We start from the raw sequence: 20,268 nt of genomic DNA on the forward strand, positions 1-20,268 counted from the left end.
CTTTGCGATTTTACGATCGGGCCGAAAGATCAGTTGCGGATGGTGATGCAGGAGATGTCGGCGCGTTTCAGCGTCCGGCACGCCGCCTCGGCCTGCTCGCGCTCGAGGCCGGCAAAGCGGGCGCGATAAAGCTTGCGGTTATCCTTGCCGACGACCGGCTCGGTGAAGGGATCGGCCTTGCCGAGGAGGCCGCGCGACTGGTTGCGCGCAAGATCGATGCGCTGGCGCGCCTCGCCCTCGCTTTCGAGTGCACCGACCTGGATGATCCAGCCGGTGTGCACGGCAGGCTGCGTGGGCTTGGCGACCGCGGCCGGCGACACCGCTTGCGGCTGGAGCGCGGCGACCGTCTGCGGCGAGGAGGTGGGCTGCTGCAGGCTCGACGCGGGCAACACCCCGAGGATGCCATTGCCGGTGCCGAACCCGGCAGGCTGCGGCGGCATTTCGGCTCTGGCTGCGGACCTTGCGGCGTCGGTCTTGGCGACGTCGGCGCTTGCCACGACGGCGCTGGAGGTCTCGGCGACTTCCGGACGGGGTGGGATCGCATTGGTGACCGGAGGTGCCGGCTGGGATGGCGCGGCGGAGGCGAGCTTGGTGCCGCCGGCCTTGACCTGAACCGTCTTCACCTTGACCGGCTTCATCGGCTCGGCCGAGCCCGGGATGATGGCCATCGGCTGGCTCTGGATCACGCCGTTGGTCAGGGGCGCGGGTTCCGACTTGGGCTCCGGCCTCGCCGCTGGCTCAATCTTCGCTGGCGGCGGGGGAAGGGCGGCGGCCGCTGCGGCCATCAGCGATGCCTTTGCGGCCGGGCGCGGGGCCGCCGGCGTGAGCGCTGCCATTGCGGGCTCAGCGGAGGCGGCGGCGCCGGAAGTGACCTGCGCCGGCTGGTCGTTGCCGCGCGACGGCGTATCAGCTTCCGCGATATTGGTATTGCCATCCGCGACGTTCTTCTCGGTGATGGCGGCGGCGGTGCGGATCGTTGCGCCCTTCTCGAGGTTCTCGGCGAGCAGGCTGCGCATGATGGCGTCGCGCGAGCCGCCGCTGCGGCCACCCAACACCACGCCGATCAGATGGCGGTTGCCGCGGCGCATCGAACTGACGAGATTGAAGCCGGAGGCGCGGGTGTAGCCGGTCTTGATGCCGTCGATGCCCTCCACCTTGCCGAGCAGGTGGTTGTGATTGCGGATCGACTGTCCCCGATAATTGAACACGGTGGTCGAGAAATACCGATAGTAGCGCGGAAACCGATCCTGGATCGCGCGGCCGAGGGTGGCTTGGTCGCGCGCGGTCGTCACCTGCTCATCATTGGGCAGGCCTGATGCGTTGCGGTAGACCGTCTTGCTCATGCCGAGCGAACGGGCCTTCCGCGTCATCATCTTGGCGAAATCATCCTCATCGCCGCCAATGGCTTCGGCGATCACGACGGCGGCGTCATTGGCGGAACGCGTCACCAGGCCCTTGATGGCGTCTTCGACCCTGATGGTCTGGCCGGGCCGGAGGCCAAGCTTGGTAGGAGACTGCTCCGAAGCGTGCTCCGATACCTGCATTTCCGTATCCAGCTTCATCCTGCCGGCTTCGAGGCGCTCGAACAGCAGATAAAGCGTCATGATCTTGGTCAGCGAGGCCGGGTGACGAAGACCATCGGGATTGTTGGATGCCAGCACCGAGCCGGAATTGCCGTCGACGATGATGGAGGAGAATTGGGGGCTATAGCTGTCGCGATCCACCTGATGAGAGCGCACGTGATGGCGGTGGCGAGAGCGACGCGCCTCGGCGCTCTCGCTGGAGATCAGGATCGCTGTGGTGAAGGTGATGAGCCCGAGAACGCCAACTCGCAAGACACGCGAGGAAGCGAAGGTTGTACGAAGCATTTACTTCCCCGTCCCAATTTCTATCTTGATCACCGGCCCGTGGGGCAAAATTGTGCCCGCCGGCCCGCTGACATCACCCTGTTCGACGATGGCTTCCGGAAACGAGGCTCCGGTTGCATCGGCCGGCCAGGGTCGCTGTTCTGGCTAAGATGCTGTTCACAAACAGTTTTCAGGCTGCCTGTGGGAAGATGAACCCGTTGGGAATCAAGGTTAGGCCTGCCGAGTTTCCAAAAGCTTAATTAAGCGTTGCGTAAAGACCCGGGGTTTTCGGCAAATTCGAACAATTTGTGCAATGCACAATATCGCTTGACTTGATTGTGCGCCGCACTAGTTTGACGGCGCGTTCGGGGAGTCGGCTCCGTGCCGACAATGGGTTTGCGCAAAAAGTCTTGGGAAAGGATTCCAATGGTCAAGGTTGAAGACATTCAGAACTACGGAAAAGAGCAGATTGAGACGATCACAGCTTCGGCGAACAATCTGCAGAGCGGCGTCCAGGCGATCGCGACCGCCTATGGCGACTACGCGAAGAAGTCGTTCGAGGACACCAAGTCGTTTGTGGAAAAGCTGTCCGGCGTGAAGTCGCTCGAGAAAGCGCTGGAAGCCCAGACCGAGTATGCCCGCTCGGCCTACGAGACCTTCGTTGCCGAATCGCAGAAGATCGCCGGCCTCTACAGCGACTGCGCCAAGCAGACTTTCAAGCCGTTCGAGGGCCTGGTCGCTAGATTCAACCCGACGCATTAATCGGCGCTGCCTTAGTTTCCAAACGAAAAGCCCGGCCTTTGGCCGGGCTTTTCTGTTCGTCGAGGGGACGGTAGCTACCGCGCGACACGCAGCTTGGACAGCGAGTTCCCGATCGAAGTGAAGGCCGTCATGATCTGGGTTGAGGACGTCACGGTTGAGAATTTGTCTGAGCTGCTGGCACAGTACTTCAGAATTTGGGATGTTGGATCACCACTGGTATTCACGTGCATCGTATAGATGGTGATGCCCTGACCCTTGATGTTGTCGCACTGAATGCGCTGGCGGGCGTCGATCTGGCCATTAAATTGGACTTGGCCGTTTCCGTATGATGGCCAGCGGTCCTGGGTGTTCAGACCGTCGGACATCACGATCAGGACCTTCTGATAGGTGTAGTTGGGATCCTCGGCGGGTGCATTGAGCGGCGCGCCTTGGGTGAGGGACTGCCATCCCCACGCGATTCCGATCGGCTGATTGGTGCCGCCATTGGGTACGAGGGAATCGACCTTGTTCTTCAGGGCGGCAAAATCATAGGTGAGTGGCATCAGTTGGGGCGGGCATGCGTCATACTGATCGGCGTAGAACCGAGTGGACGGGAGAGAAGTGTTGATGGTTGGTGTGGTATTCAGCGTATCGTATTCCTGGTCGCGATCCGTCACGCAGCCGTTCCAGGTGGTGTGATTGTTCGTCTTCCAGGTCTTGCCGGCGGCGGTGCAACTGCTGCTGTTCTTATAGGAGGTGTTGCTGCAGGTCCCATTGACCGCATCCCACTCGCTCCAGTTGATCCAGGGTTGATTGTAGTTGCCGGGACCGGCGTTGACCTCCTTGGCGAACGGAACGAGCGAGATGTAGACATCGCCTGGATTCTTTGCGAGCGCAGCGAGCTGATCGATCAGGGCCTTTGCGGCAGGCTTCAGGGCGGCCATCTTGCCGTCGTACTGCATCGAACCGGTCACGTCGAGTACCAGCGCAACCCGCATCCGAACCGTGCCCCACAGAGAGGTGGAGCTGAGGTTGAAGCCGAGAGTGTCAAGGCTCGCGAACTTCAAGAATTCGGTATTCACGCTGCCGGAGCCATCGACCTTGATGGTCGAGCCGTTTCCGGTATTCTGCGTATAACTCGCGTTGATCGTCACCGATTGGGCATCGGGGTTTGTGTAGAGCGCGGCGAAATATTTCCGCGCCGTCGTGGTGACGTCCGAGGTCGATATCCTGCCGTCGGTCAGATCTTTCGCCACCATCAGCGCCGTCGAGTCGAGCGCCGCCTGCATCGAGGAGCGGGCGCTGTTGGCGCGGGAATAGTCGATCGCGGCACCGACGAGGGTGATGATCGGAACCGCAGCCAAGGCAAAAATTACCGCTATATTCCCTTGATCCGCGCCGGCGAACCGGCGGGCCGCTGTACGAAGGCGGTCGAAAATGGCTGTAACGGACATGGCGTTCACCGCAATCTGGTTGGTGCCGCCATTTCTCAGTGCGCCGCTAAATAGGTGGTAAACCGGTCCTCATAAAAACGGGTCAAAGCCAAGGCAAAAGCCGAACGACGGGGACGAAAGCGGACCTATTGTCAATGGTCGCTAAACGAGTAGTCGGCTTCCTTTGTCAAACCCGCCAGAAACGATTAACCTTCGCACGAGCGTCGAGACCCGGGAGTCGGGCCGGCCGGCCCCGTGTGAGCCACGCATCTGTGCTTGCAGCGGGACAAAGCCGGGCCCATATTGCCTTTTGCCGACCCAGCAAAGGATCGGACCGGGAAACGGCGATCTCTCGAGCGTGCTGGAAGTTCCGTGACGACTGTTTTCGGCGTTGCGCAACCTCCAAGTGCGTTGCGTGTTTCCTTTGGGGATGTCGAACGCCTGAGCCATGTCGCAGACAGTTTTTGCAACCAATTCGCCCATATCGGCGCTTGCCGCGCCATCAGCGCCCCGGATGAGCAACGATGAGGGCCGTAGTGGGGGGGCCACCGGAGGTCCGTCCACTTCGGTCATTACCAAGGTCAAGCCGAAGACCAAGCGCCCGAATTTGTACCGCGTCCTGATCTTGAACGATGACTACACTCCGATGGAGTTCGTCGTTCATGTCTTAGAGAAGTTCTTCAACAAGGACGCGGAAGCGGCGACCAAGATCATGCTACACGTCCACCACCATGGCATCGGGGAGTGCGGGGTTTTCACCTATGAGATCGCCGAGACCAAGGTGACCCAGGTGATGGATTTTGCGCGGAAGCACCAGCATCCGCTGCAATGTGTGATGGAAAAGAAGTAACGCGGGCCCAACGTCGAGCAGACCCGCCACGAAGCGGAACGGGTCTTGCATTTAATTCGCCTGATGGAAGCGCTTTGCCCGATGGAAGCGGATGGTGTTCCCGCTGACTGGAGGGATGTGGCTCTCGGTCGCGGCGCCTTTGCTCGATTGGCTGACCGCTGCGCGAAGCCGGGCTTTCGCCACGATCGTGCGTGACTATATGACAGGGGATGACGAAGGTTGTTGTTGCCTGACCGGGCAATGGCGATCATGATGGCCGGGGGCCACAGAGGAAGCGAATGCCTACTTTTTCCCAAAGCCTTGAACAATCCCTGCATCGTGCATTGGCGATTGCAAACGAGCGTCACCATCAATACGCGACGCTTGAACACCTTCTGCTGTCGCTGATCGATGACTCGGATGCGGCCGCGGTGATGCGGGCCTGCAGCGTTGATCTCGACAAGCTCAGGACCAGTCTCGTCAACTATCTTGAGACCGAATTCGAAAACCTTGTGACTGATGGCGCCGATGACGCGAAGCCGACCGCCGGTTTCCAGCGCGTGATCCAGCGCGCGGTGATCCATGTGCAGTCCTCGGGTCGCGAAGAAGTGACCGGCGCCAATGTGCTGATCGCGATCTTCGCCGAACGCGAAAGCCACGCTGCCTATTTCCTGCAAGAGCAGGACATGACGCGCTACGACGCGGTCAACTACATCAGCCACGGCATCGCCAAGCGGCCGGGCGTCTCCGAGGCGCGGCCGGTGCGCGGCGTCGACGAGGAGACCGAGGCCAAGGGCAATGAGGACGCCAAGAAGAAGGGCGAGGCGCTCGAGACCTATTGCGTCAACCTCAACAAGAAGGCGCGTGACGGCAAGATCGATCCGGTGATCGGGCGCAATGCCGAGATCAGCCGCGCGATCCAGGTGCTGTGCCGCCGGCAGAAGAACAATCCGCTGTTCGTCGGCGAAGCCGGCGTCGGCAAGACCGCGATCGCGGAGGGACTGGCCAAGCGCATCGTCGACAGCGAAGTGCCGGAAGTGCTGGCCGCGGCCACCGTGTTCTCGCTGGACATGGGAACGCTGCTTGCCGGTACGCGCTATCGCGGTGATTTCGAGGAGCGCCTGAAGCAGGTGCTGAAGGAACTCGAGGCGCACCCGAACGCGATCCTGTTCATCGACGAAATCCATACCGTGATCGGCGCCGGCGCCACGTCGGGCGGCGCGATGGATGCGTCCAACCTGCTCAAGCCCGCGTTGGCTTCGGGCACCATCCGCTGCATGGGCTCGACGACCTACAAGGAATACCGCCAGCATTTCGAGAAGGACCGCGCCCTGGTGCGCCGGTTCCAGAAGATCGACGTCAACGAGCCGACGGTGGAAGATGCGATTGCGATCCTCAAGGGCCTCAAACCCTATTTCGAGGATTACCATCGGCTGAAATACACCAATGAGGCGATCGAGGCGGCGGTGCAGCTTTCGTCGCGGTACATCCACGATCGCAAATTGCCTGACAAGGCGATCGACGTGATCGACGAGTCCGGTGCAGCGCAGATGCTGGTTGCCGAGAACAAGCGCAAGAAGACGATCGGCATCAAGGAGATCGAGACCACGATCGCGACCATGGCGCGGATTCCGCCCAAGAGCGTGTCGAAGGACGATGCCGAGGTGCTGAAGCACCTTGAGCAGACCCTGAAGCGCGTGGTGTTCGGTCAGGACAAGGCGATCGAGTCGCTATCGGCCTCGATCAAGCTGGCGCGTGCCGGCTTGCGCGAACCAGAAAAGCCGATTGGCTGCTACCTGTTCTCGGGCCCGACCGGCGTCGGCAAGACCGAGGTGGCAAAACAGCTCGCGGCATCGCTGGGCGTCGAGCTGCTGCGTTTCGACATGTCCGAATACATGGAGCGGCATACGGTGTCGCGCCTGATCGGTGCACCTCCCGGCTATGTCGGCTTCGACCAGGGCGGCCTGTTGACCGACGGCGTGGACCAGCATCCGCATTGCGTGGTGCTGCTCGACGAAATCGAGAAGGCGCATCCGGATCTCTACAACGTGTTGCTGCAGATCATGGATCACGGCAGGCTGACCGACCATAACGGCAAGCAGGTCAACTTCCGCAACGTGATCCTGATCATGACCACGAATGCCGGCGCGGCGGATCTCGCCAGGCAGGCCTTCGGCTTCACCCGCAGCAAGCGGGAAGGCGACGACCACGAGGCGATCAATCGCCAGTTCGCGCCGGAATTCCGCAACCGGCTGGATGCGATCGTCTCCTTTGCGCATCTTAATGCCGACGTGATCGGCATGGTGGTCGAGAAGTTCGTGCTTCAACTCGAGGCGCAGCTTGCGGACCGCGACGTCACCATCGAACTGTCCGAGCCCGCAAAGGCTTGGCTGATCGAGAACGGCTATGATGAGCAGATGGGTGCCCGCCCGATGGCGCGGGTGATCCAGGAGCACATCAAGAAGCCGCTGGCCGATGAAGTGCTGTTCGGTCATCTCAAGGGCGGCGGCCACGTGCGCGTCATCCTGGTCAAGGACGAGGCGACCGGCAAAGACAAGATCGGCTTCGAGTTTGTCGAGGGGCCGGTCACCCCGAAGCCGGAGAAGCTCCCCGGCGCTCGCAAGCGCAAGCCGAAGCCGGGCGGTCCCAATGGCGGTGGTGGCTCGAAGGGGCCGGCGCGCGGACCGCTGGTGAAAGTCTGACGGTGTTCTGATCGATTTTGAAAAGGCCGGCCACAAGCCGGCCTTTTTATTTCGGATTACGCCGCGCTCTCGCGAATACCCTTCGCGATTTCCTTCTGCGCGTCGAACTCGCGGCGGAGCCGGGCAAGCTCTTCGGCGCTCAGCGCGTCGGCGTTGCTGTAGTCGCGCTTCCAGGAAGGATCGGCGCTCCAGCGCAGCGGCGATTGCACCGTCGTCTGCGGTCCCGGCGCGGACTCAAGCACACGCAGCGCGAGCTCGAACGTGAATGCCTGCGAAGCCGGGTCCTGCGGCTTGCCGGCTGAATTGCCGAGCGGGAAATCGCTGAACAGGAAGCGCGGCACGGCGGCGTGCTCGACGATATCCTTCGCGCAGCCCATCACGACGGTCGAAATGCCGTTCGCTTCGAGATGCCGTGCCACCAGGCTGACGGTCTGGTGGCACACCGGGCAGTTCGGCACAAGCACCGCGGCATCGACGCCATCAGCGCGGCAGCGCGCCAGGATGTCCGGCGCATCGGTCTCGATGGTGACGCGGTGGCTGCGGTTGGTGGGCGCGCCGAAGAAGCGCGGCGCGATCTCGCCGATCCGTCCTTCCTGCGCCAGCCGCCGCAATTGCGGCAGCGGGAACCAGGTGCCGCTGTCCTCGGCCGAGCTGTGCACGCGGTCATAGGCGATATGGGAAATGCGCAGATCGTGCTGCTTCGATGTGTCGCCGTCATAGACCTGATAAAACTTGGCGCCGCCGTTATATTTCGCCCCCGGTCCCTGATCGCCCTTGGCGGGATCGAACGGCGCCGCCGTGGTGATGATGGTGACGCGGGATTCGGCGAGCGACTTGCGCAGCGGCTGGAACGGCGCGCTGGTGTAATGCGCCCAGCGGTAGGGCGTCGTGTAGCCGATGGCCGCATAGTAGTCGCGCGTGCGTTTCATGTAGCCGATCGGCGCATCGTCGTCGGGTGCGAAGTCGAGCTGCTGGTCGGACGTTGTTGTCATCTCGTGTGCTCCGAGTGATCAAGCCGGAAGCGACAGGCAATGGTCGAGCAAATTCGGATGGGTCGCGCAGATATGATGTGCGCCGGCGCCCTTCAGCTCCTCTTCGCTGCCATAGCCGTAGAGGACGCCGATGGCCGTCATGCCGTTGCTCCGCGCGCCGACGATATCGTGGCTGCGGTCGCCGATCATGATCGCCTGCGTCGGATCCACCTTCGCCGTATCGAGCGCATGCCGCAGCAGCTCGGTCTTGTCGGTGCGCGTGCCGTCGAGCTCCGAGCCGAACACCTGTTCGAAATAGGGACGCAGGCCGAAATGGTCGATGATCCGCTCGGCATAGACCGCGGGCTTGCTGGTGGCGATGAACATGCGCGGATGCGAGGCGGCCAGCGCGGACAGCGTCTCCTGGATGCCGTGATAGGTCTCGTTCTCGAACAGGCCGATATCGGCGAACCGCTCGCGATAAAGTGTCAACGCCCGATCTGCGAGCGCATCGCTGCCGACCAGTTTCTTCAAGCTCGCGTGCAGGGGAGGGCCGATGCACCAGGTCAATTCGTCTTCGCTTGGGACCGCCTGGCCCAGTCGCTCGAGGGCATATTGGATCGAGCGGGTGATCCCGGGCTTGGGGTTGGTCAGCGTGCCGTCGAGATCAAAATAGATTGTGCGCATTTCGGCCTTGGGGCGTTGATAATGCCCAAGTTTGCTAGTTGGCCCGCCGCCTAAGTCAAGGACTGATTTGTCAGGTCTGAGATGATGCGAATAATCCCGCATTTCAGTGCCGCTTTCGCGATCTTGCTGTGGCTCGTACCGGCGGCGGCCGAGGAGCCTGACAGCCGCGTCGTGCATCCGAGCGTCGAGGAACTCGCGCAACCCCCGGAAAAGTCTGAGACCGCGCGCGAGAGCGAGGCGCGGGAGGCGATGTGCCTGATGATCGAATCTGCTGCACGGGCGAACGATCTGCCGCTCGAATTCTTTGCCCGCGTGATCTGGCAGGAGAGCCGGTTTCAACCCGATGCGGTGGGTCCGATCACGCGGAACGGCCAGCGCGCGCAGGGCATCGCGCAGTTCATGCCGGGAACGGCGAACGAGCGCGGCCTGCTCGATCCCTTCAATCCCGTGCAGGCGCTGCCGAAGTCGGCCGAATTCCTCAGCGAGCTTCGCAGCCAGTTCGGCAATCTCGGCCTTGCCGCCGCAGCCTACAATGCCGGTCCGCGCCGCGTGCAGGACTGGCTCGCTGGCACCGGCTATATGCCGCAGGAAACGCGCAACTATGTATACGCGATCACCGGCTCCAGCGTCGACGAATGGGCGTCCGCCGCCCGCAATGGCAAGGTGCCCACACGCCCGCAGACCTCGAGCTGCCGCGAATTGATGGCGCTCTTGAAGCGCGCGCCGAACCCGTTCGTTGCCGGCCTTGAACAGCACGTTACGCTCGCCGCGGCAAAGGTCTGGGGCGTTCAGCTTGCCGCTGGCTTCAACCGCGACAAGGCGCTCGCGATGTATGCGCGCGCGATGAAGAGCCTGAGCGCCGTGATCGGTGATCAGGACCCGAGCCTGTTCAGCGCACCCCTGCGCACGCGCGGGACCGCCACCTTCTATCAGGTGCGCATCGGCGCCGACACGCGGCCCGAGGCCGACAATCTCTGTAACCGCATCCGCAAAGCCGGCGGCGCCTGTTTTGTGTTACGGAACAGGGTGTGAGCGGGCAAGATTCGTCATTGCGAGGAGCGAAAGCGACGAAGCAATCCATCTCTCCGCAAGCGGCGGCATGGATTGCTTCGCGGAGCCTGTCATCGGGCGGCGCTACGCGCCGACCCGGTGGCTCGCAATGATGTTGGGGCGCGGCTGCATGCCAGCCCTGATACCCGCTTGCTTGACGTGGCCCGGCTTCATCAGCCCTATGCCGCTCAACTCAAACCTCTCTCCGGTCCTCCGTGGCGCTTCCTCCGCTTGATTCTCCGCAATGGCACAGCTCGTTCCGCGCCTTCTTCTGGGGCGTGCGGTCGGTCGGCTCGACCATCCTGGCGCTGGTGCTGTTCGCGACCTATCTCGGCATCGGGGCGCTGGCGCATGACACGCATTTCTCGCTGGCCTGGACGCTCGCGAGCACGGTGTTTGTCTGGGCTGGACCGGCGCAGATCATCCTGGTGTCGACGCTGGGCTCCGGCGCGACCATCCTGCAGTCGGCGATTGCGGTGAGCGTCAGCGCCATCCGCCTGTTTCCGATGGTGGTGTCAGTCTTGCCAATGATGCGGACGCCAAAGACAAAACGGCGGCACCTGATCCTGGTGGCGCATCTCACCGCGGTGACGCTGTGGGTCGAATGCCATCGCTTTCTGCCACAGGTGCCGCGGGAGCGCCGCATCGCCTTCATTCATGGGCTCGGCTGCGGATTGGTCTTTCTCTCCGTGGTGGCCAACACGATCGGCTATTTGCTGGCGGCCAATCTTTCGCAGCTTTTCGCCGCGGCGATCCTGATGCTGACGCCCCTGGCGTTCCTGTTCTCGACCGCGCGCAATTGCCGCGAGCTGGCCGACGGCATCGCGCTCGCGCTCGGACTGGCACTGTATCCATTGGCGACGCTGCTCAACAGCGGCCTCGACATCCTGGTCAGTGGCGTCGTCGCCGGCACGATCGCCTATGGCGTGCACCGGGCAAGGGCAAAGGCGATCGCATGAGCACCTTCATCGGCGACTGGCACGCGCTCGTGGTCTTGTTCGTGGCCGGCGTGATCCCGAACCAGATCTGGCGGATGCTGGGCCTGTGGTTCGGCGGCGGGCTCGACGAGGGCTCGGAGCTTCTTGTGTGGGTGAGGGCGGTCGCGACCGCAATTCTTGCCGGCGTCATCGCGCAGATCGTGGTGCAGCCGCCCGGCGCGCTCGCAAGCGTTCCGGCCCTGTTGCGCTATGGCGCCGTGGCCGCAGGCTTTGCCGCGTTCATACTGTCGCGGAGGTCGATCTTCGCAGGCGTTGCAGTCGGCGAAGTAATCCTGGTCGGCGGCCAATGGTGGCTCGGCTGATTGCAGCCGCCGCGCAATGCGTTACTGTCGATCGGCAAGCAGCTATCTGTGGATTGAGACATGGTTCGAGAAGGTGAGATACGCCCGGGCGAAGTCGCCGTCGAGATGCCGCCGACGCAGGACGCCGGCCTGATCTTCATCGGCCGCATCCGCACGCCCTGGACCTCGCGGCTGACGACGCCGCGCCAAGGCCGCCAGGACGGGCCCGTCTGTCGTCTGGAGATTTTCGAGCCCTGGGTGCCCGCCATCAAGGGCGTCGATTTCTACGAAAATCTCGAAGTGCTCTACTGGCTGCACCAGTCGCGCCGCGACCTCGTGCTGCAGAGCCCGAAGAGCAACGGCAAGACCCGCGGCGCCTTCTCGCTTCGCTCCCCGGTGCGACCGAACCCGATCGCGACCTCGATCGTGAAGCTGGTCGGCGTCGAGGGCAACGTCATCCTGGTGCGCGGATTGGACTGTCTCGACGAGACGCCGCTGCTCGACGTCAAGCCCGACCGCTGCGAGTTCACGCCGCTCGCGCCGCCACAGCCCGGCGATTTCGAGACGGAGTGATTTTCTCGTCCCGGTCGTCATTCCGGGGCGCGCGCAGCGCGAGCCCGGAATCCATTTCGCCGCAGCGCATGTGGTCCAATGGATTCCGGGCCTGCGCCTGACGGCGCATCCCGGAATGACGAGTGGAGAGAGCCGTTACCCCAGCGCGGCGATCAGCTTGGTCGCATTGTCCTCCAGCACCTTCGCATCCTCCTTGCGGCTTGCAGGCGGCAACAGCGCGACGCCGTCCTGGCGCGGCATCACATGCATGTGGAGGTGGAAGACGACCTGGCCGCCGGCTGGCTCGTTGAACTGCTGCACGGTGATGCCGTCGGCCTGAAAGGCTTTCATCGCCGCTGCGGCGATCTTGTGGGCGGCGCGCGCGACATGGGCGTAATCGTCGGGCGAGATGTCGAGGATGTTGCGGGCGGGGGCCTTCGGGATCACGAGCGTATGGCCGGGCGAGCGCGGCATGATGTCGAGGAAGGCCAGCACGTACTCATTTTCGTAGACCTTGTAGCAGGGGAATTCGCCGCGCAGGATCTTTGCGAAGGGATTTTGGGGGTCATAGGCGGGCATGGCGGTTCCTCACATCAGTCTGAAGTTCTCGGGTCCTAGCAGAAAGCTCAAGCCTCGTCGCCGCCCTTGCGGAACGGGCCAGCGTCAGTGAGCTCACGGCCGACCTCGGCGACATAGGCGCGCTCGCGCTTGAGGTAATCGGCGATCGCCCGGCGCAGACCTGGGTCCGCGATATAGTGGGCGGAATAGGTCGTCTGCGGCAAATATCCGCGTGCGAGCTTGTGCTCGCCTTGCGCGCCGGCCTCGACCACCTTCAATCCGTTCTGGATGGCGAAGTCGATCGCCTGATAGTAGCAGACCTCGAAATGCAGGAACGGATGGTGCTCCATCGCGCCCCAGTTGCGGCCGAACAGCGTGTCCGAACCGATGAAGTTGATGGCGCCCGCAATCCAGCGTCCATTGCGCTTGGCCATCACCAGCAGCACGTCCTTGGCCATGCTCTGGCCGATCAGCGAGAAGAATTTCCGGTTCAGGTACGGCCGGCCCCATTTGCGCGAGCCGGTCTCCATGTAGAAGTCGAAGAACGCGTCCCACGCATCCTCGGTGATCTCCTCGCCAGTTAGCCAGTGGATCGTCACACCAGCCGCAAGCGCCTCGCGCCGCTCGCGCTTGATCGCCTTGCGGTGGCGCGAATTCAGCGTGGCGAGGAAATCGTCGAAGCTCTTGAAGCCGGCGTTGTGCCAGTGGAACTGCTGGTCGGTCCGCTGCAGGAAACCATGTCCGCCCAGAAACTTTGCTTCGTCCTCGCCTGCGAAGGTCACGTGCACGGAGGAGGCCTCGGTGGCCTCGCACAGCGCCATCAGGCCATGGGCAAGCGCCGACCTGATCTGCTCACGGGGGATGCCGTTGCGAAGCAGGAGGCGGGGCCCGGTGGCCGGCGTGAAGGGGACCGACACCTGGAGCTTCGGATAATACCGGCCGCCGGCGCGCTCATAGGCGTCCGCCCAGCCGCGATCGAAAACGTATTCGCCCTGCGAGTGGGACTTGAGATAGCAGGGGACGATCCCGGCGATCTCGCCATCCAGCCTGGCCAGCAGATGCCGCGGCCCCCAGCCGGTCCGCGCAACGGCCGAGCCAGAGGCCTCCAACGCTGCAAAAAAGGCATGTGAAACGAATGGGTTATAGGAAGGTCTTGCATGGATGCACGCAAGACCCCCGGAACTGGGTAAAGCCAGCGTGTCGAGGGCGTCGAGCGAGGTGGGATCGACCGTCGGATTGGCACAAGCGTCCCAATCGGCAGCCTTGATGTCGCTGACGGACGGAACGGCTTCGAGGGTGATTTCAGATGAGGCCATTGAGAATTTGAACCGGTCCCCTGTGCGAGCGGCCATCGCCCATGGTGACCTGCGCCTTGGAAAGATCGTGCATCGCAATGCCGACTTCAAGGCCGCCAGCCACATCTCAGGTTCCCGGCATGAAACCTTCGAAGATCATCTGGTCGGCATAGCGTGCCGCTTTCGCGCGCTGCTCCGCCGTGCGCACGGTCCAGGCCAGAAGCGGGCAGCCGAACAGGTTTCGGGCGATCCAGGGAGCGGGCGCCGGCAACTGCTCGACCCAAAAGGCGACGAAATGCGGCTCGGTGCGAAAGCCGTGGCGCAGGTACAGCATGCTGTCGCGCTGTGCCGGCGTGAGCTTGGCCCAATACCCGTCGTCATAATTGCGCTGGGCGGTGATGCCACGATGAAGTCTTGGCATGATCTCGCGCAGCGCCAGCACCTGGTCCGGATCAAAGGACATGCCGACCACGGGGCCGGCATAGCTGCTCAGCACCTCGGCCATCCGCTTCACCAATTTGCGGTCGCCATCGAAATGGCTCTTCACCTCGACCAGGAGCGGCACGCGGCCGGCAACCAGCGCGCAGAGGTCGCCGAGCGACATCATGCGCTCCGCGGTGTCCTTGAACCTGACGGTCTTCAGTTCGGTCGCCGTCTTGGTGAGCAGGAGGCCCGCGCCGTCGGTGAGCCGGCCAAGCGCATCGTCGTGATGCACCATGGCCTCGCCGTCGGCGGTAAGCTGGATATCGCACTCGATGGTGAAATTGCCCGCGATGGCCGCCTCTGCCGCCGCCGGCATGTTCTCGATGATGCCGCGCGCGGCATCATGCAGGCCGCGATGGGCGACCGGCCGTGCCGTCAGCCAGTCGGGGGCCCGCATCGCTCAGATGACCTCGAACAATCCTTCGACTTCCACAGCGGCGTCCGCCGGCAGCGAAGCGACGCCAACGGTGGTGCGGGCGTGCCGGCCCTTGTCGCCGAAGGCGGCCACCATCAGGTCTGAGGCGCCGTTCAGCACCTTCGGTGCGTCCAGGAAGTCGGGTGTCGAATTGATGAAGCCGCCGAGCCGCACCACGCGCGCGACCTTGTCGAGGTCGCCGAGCGCGGCCTTGATCTGCGCAAACAGGTTGATCGCGCAGCCGCGGGCGGCGGCCTGACCCTGCTCGAGGGTGACGCCGGCGCCGAGCTTGCCCTTGGCGATCAGCTTGCCCTGGCCATCGAAGCAAAGCTGGCCGGAGACGAACAGCAGGTTGCCGGTCCGGACGAAGCCGACATAGTTCGCCACGGGAGCAGCGGGCTCGGGCAGGGTAATGCCCTGTGCCGCCAGTTTCTGTTCGACCGTACCTGCCATGTTTTCCGTCCCCGGTTCAGTGACAATCAGGGCGCACTGTTTCGCGCATCGCGCCGCCGCTTTCAAGTCGGCCGCGGATCGGTCAAGGACGGCGCTTTGCTGCGTAAACCGCGGTGAAATATGCTGAAAACGCGTCACTCGCGTCCTTGGCGTTACCTTTTTGTGAAACTGCCCCAGTTGCGGCGCAATAGAGCCGTCACTATTGTGACGAATCGCCCGTTTCCTAAAGGGATATACATGGCCCGCCTGTTCCGGATTCCGCCGCGCGTTTTGGCGATGACTATTGCCGTAGCCGCAGGATCGGGATTCACCAACGGAGCGGCGACGGCCGGAACGGTGCCGTTTCTGTCGCATCAGGCGCTCTACGAGCTCAATCTCGTGAAGTCGCGTGGTTCCAACGCGATCAGCGGCGTGCGCGGGCGCATCCTCTACAATTTCTCCGGCAGCACCTGCGAGGGCTACACATCCGAATTCCGCCAGGTATCGGAGCTCGACAGCGGCGAGGGCAAGGTTACGCTCTCCGACCTGCGCTCTTCGTCCTGGGAGGATGCCGCCGGCAAGAGCTACCGGTTCAAGATCGATACGCGGATGAACGACGGCGATTCCGCGCCGGTGGATGGTGTGGCGGAGCGGGTGGGCGACCACATCACGGTCAAGCTGAAGCAGCCGGTGGCGAAGACCTTTCAGCTCGACGGCAAAGTCGTATTTCCGACCGAGCAGATCCAGCACATCATCACTGCTGCGCGCGAGGGCAAGAGCGTGCTCGAGCTCACGGTCTATGACGGCTCCGACAATGGCGAAAAGGTCTACAACACGCTTTCGGTAATCGGACAGCCGATCCCCGCCGAGCGCGCGCCGGCGTCGCCCGATGCTTCGAGCACGAACGATGCGATGAAAGCGATGACCCGCTGGCCGGTGACGGTGAGCTACTATGACCGGGACGCCAAGGCCGTTGATGGCGAGCAGACGCCGGTCTACGCGATGTCGTTCGAGCTCTATGAGAACGGCGTCTCCCGTGCGCTGGTGCTGGATTACAATGACTTCGTGATATCAGGCGCGATGGGCAAGTTCGACGTCAAGGACTCGAAGCCGTGTAAGTGAGGTATTATTCGCGGCGTACTCTGCCGTCATGCCCGGGCTTGTCCCGGGCATCCACGTTCTTGCCGCCACCGCGAAGGCGTGGATGGCCGGGACAAGCCCGGCCATGACGATGGAGGCCTATTCAGCCTTCGCCGGCCCCTTGTAAGAAATCCCCCTAATCACCGCCGCGTTTCCGAACTTCTTGCGCAAGTCATCCATTGCGCGCTCGGCATGGGCGGAGCGTCGGTCGAGCATGTCGGTGTCGTCGGCCGCCGATCCCGGCCGCAGCGAGCTGACGCCGACGCCCATCAGGCGGAAGGCGGTGCCGTCGATCTCCTTCGCCAGCATCTCGCGCGACACCGCAAAGATCTTTCCGGCGAGCTGGGTGGGCGCCGCGATCGATTGCGAGCGGGTGCGCGGTCGGAAATCGGCGGTCTTCAGCTTCAAGGTGATGGTGGAACCTGCAAGCTCGCTGTTCTTCAGCCGCGCCGAGACCTTCTCGGACAATCTCCACAGCAGCCTTTCCAGCGTGACGAAATCGCGGATGTCGTTCTCGAACGTGGTCTCGCTCGAGATCGTCTTGGCGCCGCGATCGGCTACCACGCGGCGGTCGTCGATGCCGCGCGCAAGTCGCCATAGCCTTCGGCCTTCGCTGGCGAACTGCTTCATCAGCTCGTTCTCGTCCGCGCGCTGCAGGTCGGCGATGGTGCGAAAGCCGCGATGGATCAGCCTTTCCTGGGTCGCAGGGCCGACGCCGAAGATGAATCCGACCGGCTTGTCCGCGAGCATCTCGCGCGCTTCGTCCTGGTCGAGCGTGGCGAAGCCACGCGGCTTGTCGAGGTCGGACGCGATCTTGGCCAGGAACTTGTTGCAGGACAGCCCGACCGACACCGTGATGCCGATATTGCGCTCGACGTCGCGGGCAAAGCCCGCAAGCACTTTCGCCGGGATCATGCCATGGACGCGCTCAGTACCGGAGAGATCGAGGAAGGCCTCGTCGATCGACAACGGCTCGACCAGGGGCGTCAGCGCCTGCATCGCGTGGCGCACCTCGCGGCCGACGCGAACATATTTCGCCATGTCCGGCGGGATCACGGTTGCCGACGGGCAAAGCTCAAGTGCTTTGAACATCGGCATGGCCGAGCGCACGCCAAAAGTCCGCGCGACGTAGCAGGCGGCCGAGACCACGCCGCGCTTGCCGCCGCCGATGATGACGGGCTTGTCGGCGAGATCGGGGTTGTCGCGTTTCTCGACCGTGGCGTAGAAGGCGTCGCAATCGATATGCGCCAGCGCAAGCCGGGGGAGGGCGTCATGGCGAACCAGGCGCGGCGAGCCGCAACGGCTGCAGCGCCTTGCCTTGAAGTCGAGATCGCCGAGACAATCCCGGCAGAAGCAGCGGGGGCCGTTGCTCGTGAGCGGAGCGCTCACGGCACGTCGCGTTCCCATTTGGGATCGTTCAAGACCTGGTGGGCCGCGGCGATGTTGGTCGGGTGCAGCTCGGAAGCCTTCGCAAACGCCTGCACGGTCGCATCATCCCGCATCACGAAATCGAGCACCGAGCTAAGGAACTTTGGATCGGAGGCGGCCGAGCGGAGCGTCTCCGGGCCGATTCCCGTCTCGGCCAGGAACAGGCCCAGCCTTTCGGGGTCGCCGGCGATGAAACCCAGCGCCTGAACCGCAACGATTTCAGCTACTTCGCGGGGATTTTGAACAGGCTTTTTCAACGGCCGGTTTGCCTTTCCGTTAACTTATGTTCTCTAATGAGACGCATCATGCCCGAGTCTTTCGGACCTGTTCAAGCAAGTGGAAACCACGCCACACAAGATAGCGTCGGGCTTAACGAGTTTGAGCGAATCTGGCGCTAGTTTGATTTTACATTTCGACGCGCCCGAGCGCGGTATCGAACGTACCGTATCAGGGACTGTTTCCTACGGCTTTGGAGGGACGGGATGGCCAAGACCGTCCTGATCGTGGAGGACAACGAGCTCAATATGAAGCTCTTTCGCGACCTGCTGGAGGCGCACGGTTATCAGACCTCCGGCACGAGCAACGGCTTCGAAGCGCTCGATCTGGTCCGCAAGCTGCATCCCGACCTGATCCTGATGGACATCCAGCTTCCGCAGGTCTCCGGGCTCGAAGTCACGCGCTGGATCAAGGATGATCCCGATCTGCGCAAGATCCCGGTGGTCGCGGTCACCGCGTTCGCGATGAAGGGCGATGAGGAACGCATCCGCGAGGGCGGATGCGAGGCCTATTTGTCCAAACCAATTTCGGTCGGCAAATTCATTGAGACTGTCCGACGCTTTATCGGGTAGGGGAGTAGAGTTTCGATGTCTGCGCGTATCCTCGTGGTCGATGACGTTCCCGCGAACGTCAAGTTGTTGGAAGCACGACTGTCGGCCGAATATTTCGACGTGCTGACCGCTTCCAACGGCGCCGAGGCCCTGCAGATCTGCGCTCGTGCCGAGTGCGATATCATCCTGCTCGACGTCATGATGCCTGACATGGATGGCTTCGAGGTGTGCCGCCGCCTCAAGTCCAACCCGGCCACGCACTTCATTCCGGTCGTCATCGTCACCGCGCTCGACAGCCCCGCCGATCGCGTGCGCGGGTTGGAAGCCGGCGCAGACGACTTCCTGACCAAACCGGTGTCCGACGTCGTGCTGATCGCACGCGTGCGCTCGCTGACGCGACTGAAGATGATGACCGATGAATTGCGCATGCGCGCGATCACCTCGCTCGAGATCGGCATGCAGGCGCCCGAACGCAGCGCGATTGCCGACAAGGGGCTTGGCGGCCGCATCCTTCTGGTCGACGACCGGCCGTCGTCCTACGAACGGCTCGCACCGATGCTGTCGGCCGAGCATACGGTCGATGTCGAGACCAACCCGGCGGAAGCGCTGTTCAATGCCGCCGAGGGCAATTACGACCTGCTGATTGTCTCGCTCAGCCTCGACAATTACGACGGCCTGCGGCTTTGCAGCCAGGCGCGCTCGCTGGAGCGGACCCGCCAATTGCCGATCCTCGCCATCTCGGATGCGGACAACAATGCGCGGCTGCTGCGTGGGCTCGAGATCGGCGTCAACGATTACCTGCTGCGCCCGATCGACAAGAACGAACTGTTGGCGCGGGCGCGCACGCAAATTCGGCGCCGGCGCTATACCGATCATCTGCGCGACAATGTGCAGAACTCGATCGAGATGGCGATCACGGACGCGCTGACCGGGCTGCATAACCGCCGCTACATGGAGAGCCATCTGGGGACCCTCGCCGAACAGGCCTCCGCCCGCGGCAAGCCGCTGGCGCTGATGATCCTCGACATCGATTACTTCAAGGCGATCAACGACACCTATGGTCATGACGCCGGCGACGACGTCCTGCGCGACTTCGCGACACGGATCCGCAAATCGATCCGCGGCATTGATCTCGCCTGCCGCTATGGCGGCGAGGAATTCGTGATCGTTATGCCGGAAACCGACCTTCACGTCGCCAGCATGGTCGCCGAACGCCTGCGCCGCTCGATCGCCGGTGAATCCTTCTCCATCAACAAGGGCGCCAACCGCATCGAGGTCACGATCTCGATCGGTCTCACCACGCTGGAGCGCAAGGGCGAGTCGGTCTCCGACGTGCTCAAGCGCGCTGACAACGCGCTCTACCGTGCCAAGCACGATGGCCGGAACAGGGTGGTCTCAGCGGCGGCATAGCCGCTCCGTAGCGCGCGGGATGCGGCGTGCCCGCGGAGAGAACCCCTCATCCGTCGCGCATTGCATGCGCGCCACCTTCTCCCACAAGGGGAGAAGGAAAGGACGCGCCATCGCCGTTCGAACAGAATTCGTCCCTGCCTTGCAGGTGCCGGTTGATGCGCCCTCGCCCCTTGTGGGAGAGGACTGCTC

20 protein-coding genes are annotated in these 20,268 nt (G+C 63.0%); 10 read left to right on the forward strand and 10 right to left on the reverse strand.

Translation table 11 applies throughout. The annotated features are described in order from the left end of the window. Positions 1-29: 29 nt before the first annotated feature. Complete coding sequence (locus AC5ZG5_RS12600) at positions 30-1,868, reverse strand: serine hydrolase (RefSeq protein WP_456644190.1); 1,839 nt, start codon at positions 1,866-1,868, stop codon at positions 30-32. 405 nt (positions 1,869-2,273) lie between these two features. Between AC5ZG5_RS12600 and AC5ZG5_RS12605 the strand changes: the two genes are divergently transcribed. Continuing rightward, on the forward strand, positions 2,274-2,609 hold the full coding sequence (locus tag AC5ZG5_RS12605; RefSeq protein ID WP_028163972.1) for a phasin family protein: 336 nt from the start codon (positions 2,274-2,276) through the stop codon (positions 2,607-2,609). Between the two features lie 74 nt (positions 2,610-2,683). On the opposite strand, the gene AC5ZG5_RS12610 is transcribed toward AC5ZG5_RS12605, so the two are convergent. Next, a complete protein-coding gene (locus AC5ZG5_RS12610) occupies positions 2,684-4,042 on the reverse strand; it encodes a TadE/TadG family type IV pilus assembly protein (RefSeq protein ID WP_456644189.1) in 1,359 nt (452 codons plus the stop codon). A 493-nt stretch (positions 4,043-4,535) separates the two neighbouring features. Between AC5ZG5_RS12610 and clpS the strand changes: the two genes are divergently transcribed. Both clpS and clpA read left to right on the forward strand, forming a co-directional pair. Then, positions 4,536-4,871: an ATP-dependent Clp protease adapter ClpS gene (gene clpS / locus AC5ZG5_RS12615; protein WP_165435454.1), complete on the forward strand. Its 336-nt coding sequence runs from the start codon at positions 4,536-4,538 to the stop codon at positions 4,869-4,871. Positions 4,872-5,149: 278 nt separating this feature from the next. Then, positions 5,150-7,552 carry an ATP-dependent Clp protease ATP-binding subunit ClpA gene (clpA, locus tag AC5ZG5_RS12620; protein WP_130228739.1) on the forward strand — a complete coding sequence of 801 codons (2,403 nt, stop codon included), beginning with the start codon at positions 5,150-5,152 and terminating at the stop codon, positions 7,550-7,552. Between the two features lie 56 nt (positions 7,553-7,608). On the opposite strand, the gene AC5ZG5_RS12625 is transcribed toward clpA, so the two are convergent. Both AC5ZG5_RS12625 and AC5ZG5_RS12630 read right to left on the reverse strand, forming a co-directional pair. Next, positions 7,609-8,544: a glycine/sarcosine/betaine reductase selenoprotein B family protein gene (locus AC5ZG5_RS12625; RefSeq protein ID WP_456644188.1), complete on the reverse strand. Its 936-nt coding sequence runs from the start codon at positions 8,542-8,544 to the stop codon at positions 7,609-7,611. Between the two features lie 18 nt (positions 8,545-8,562). Beyond that, on the reverse strand, positions 8,563-9,210 hold the full coding sequence (locus tag AC5ZG5_RS12630) for an HAD family hydrolase (RefSeq protein WP_456644187.1): 648 nt from the start codon (positions 9,208-9,210) through the stop codon (positions 8,563-8,565). 81 nt (positions 9,211-9,291) lie between these two features. Here AC5ZG5_RS12630 and AC5ZG5_RS12635 point away from each other — a divergent pair, with 81 nt between their 5' ends. From AC5ZG5_RS12635 to tsaA, 4 genes are all read left to right on the forward strand, one after another. Further along, on the forward strand, positions 9,292-10,242 hold the full coding sequence (locus tag AC5ZG5_RS12635) for a transglycosylase SLT domain-containing protein (RefSeq protein WP_456644186.1): 951 nt from the start codon (positions 9,292-9,294) through the stop codon (positions 10,240-10,242). A 233-nt stretch (positions 10,243-10,475) separates the two neighbouring features. After that, positions 10,476-11,219, forward strand: a complete 744-nt coding sequence (locus AC5ZG5_RS12640) for an AzlC family ABC transporter permease (RefSeq protein ID WP_130228736.1) — start codon at positions 10,476-10,478, stop codon at positions 11,217-11,219. After that, entirely contained in the window at positions 11,216-11,560 is a 345-nt protein-coding gene (locus AC5ZG5_RS12645; protein WP_456644185.1) for an AzlD domain-containing protein, read from the forward strand. Before AC5ZG5_RS12640 ends, AC5ZG5_RS12645 begins: the two co-directional genes overlap by 4 nt. 60 nt (positions 11,561-11,620) lie before the next feature. Beyond that, positions 11,621-12,112 carry a tRNA (N6-threonylcarbamoyladenosine(37)-N6)-methyltransferase TrmO gene (gene tsaA / locus AC5ZG5_RS12650; protein WP_456644184.1) on the forward strand — a complete coding sequence of 164 codons (492 nt, stop codon included), beginning with the start codon at positions 11,621-11,623 and terminating at the stop codon, positions 12,110-12,112. Between the two features lie 135 nt (positions 12,113-12,247). Here tsaA and AC5ZG5_RS12655 read toward each other — a convergent pair whose 3' ends face one another. From AC5ZG5_RS12655 to AC5ZG5_RS12670, 4 genes are all read right to left on the reverse strand, one after another. Then, positions 12,248-12,670 (reverse strand): HIT domain-containing protein, encoded by a 423-nt coding sequence (locus AC5ZG5_RS12655; protein WP_130228733.1) that lies wholly within the window; start codon positions 12,668-12,670, stop codon positions 12,248-12,250. 47 nt (positions 12,671-12,717) lie between these two features. Then, positions 12,718-13,965: a GNAT family N-acetyltransferase gene (locus AC5ZG5_RS12660; RefSeq protein ID WP_456644183.1), complete on the reverse strand. Its 1,248-nt coding sequence runs from the start codon at positions 13,963-13,965 to the stop codon at positions 12,718-12,720. Between the two features lie 106 nt (positions 13,966-14,071). Continuing rightward, positions 14,072-14,824, reverse strand: coding sequence for a glycerophosphodiester phosphodiesterase family protein (locus AC5ZG5_RS12665; protein WP_456644182.1), 753 nt, complete (start codon positions 14,822-14,824; stop codon positions 14,072-14,074). A gap of 3 nt (positions 14,825-14,827) precedes the next feature. Continuing rightward, positions 14,828-15,295, reverse strand: a complete 468-nt coding sequence (locus AC5ZG5_RS12670; protein WP_130228743.1) for a RidA family protein — start codon at positions 15,293-15,295, stop codon at positions 14,828-14,830. A gap of 237 nt (positions 15,296-15,532) precedes the next feature. Between AC5ZG5_RS12670 and AC5ZG5_RS12675 the strand changes: the two genes are divergently transcribed. Continuing rightward, positions 15,533-16,396 (forward strand): cell envelope integrity EipB family protein, encoded by an 864-nt coding sequence (locus AC5ZG5_RS12675; RefSeq protein WP_456644181.1) that lies wholly within the window; start codon positions 15,533-15,535, stop codon positions 16,394-16,396. A 117-nt stretch (positions 16,397-16,513) separates the two neighbouring features. Here the strand turns inward: AC5ZG5_RS12675 and AC5ZG5_RS12680 are convergent, their stop codons facing one another. Next, a complete protein-coding gene (locus tag AC5ZG5_RS12680; protein ID WP_456644180.1) occupies positions 16,514-17,821 on the reverse strand; it encodes a DNA polymerase IV in 1,308 nt (435 codons plus the stop codon). Beyond that, on the reverse strand, positions 17,800-18,099 hold the full coding sequence (locus AC5ZG5_RS12685; RefSeq protein WP_028163956.1) for a DUF3572 domain-containing protein: 300 nt from the start codon (positions 18,097-18,099) through the stop codon (positions 17,800-17,802). The genes AC5ZG5_RS12680 and AC5ZG5_RS12685 overlap by 22 nt, the downstream gene beginning before the upstream one ends. A 225-nt stretch (positions 18,100-18,324) precedes the next feature. Here AC5ZG5_RS12685 and AC5ZG5_RS12690 point away from each other — a divergent pair, with 225 nt between their 5' ends. Continuing rightward, positions 18,325-18,690 carry a response regulator gene (locus AC5ZG5_RS12690; RefSeq protein WP_027581229.1) on the forward strand — a complete coding sequence of 122 codons (366 nt, stop codon included), beginning with the start codon at positions 18,325-18,327 and terminating at the stop codon, positions 18,688-18,690. Positions 18,691-18,705: 15 nt separating this feature from the next. Further along, on the forward strand, positions 18,706-20,079 hold the full coding sequence (locus tag AC5ZG5_RS12695) for a PleD family two-component system response regulator (RefSeq protein WP_028163955.1): 1,374 nt from the start codon (positions 18,706-18,708) through the stop codon (positions 20,077-20,079). Positions 20,080-20,268: the final 189 nt, after the last annotated feature.

Source organism: Bradyrhizobium sp. Ses1 (assembly GCF_059512365.1).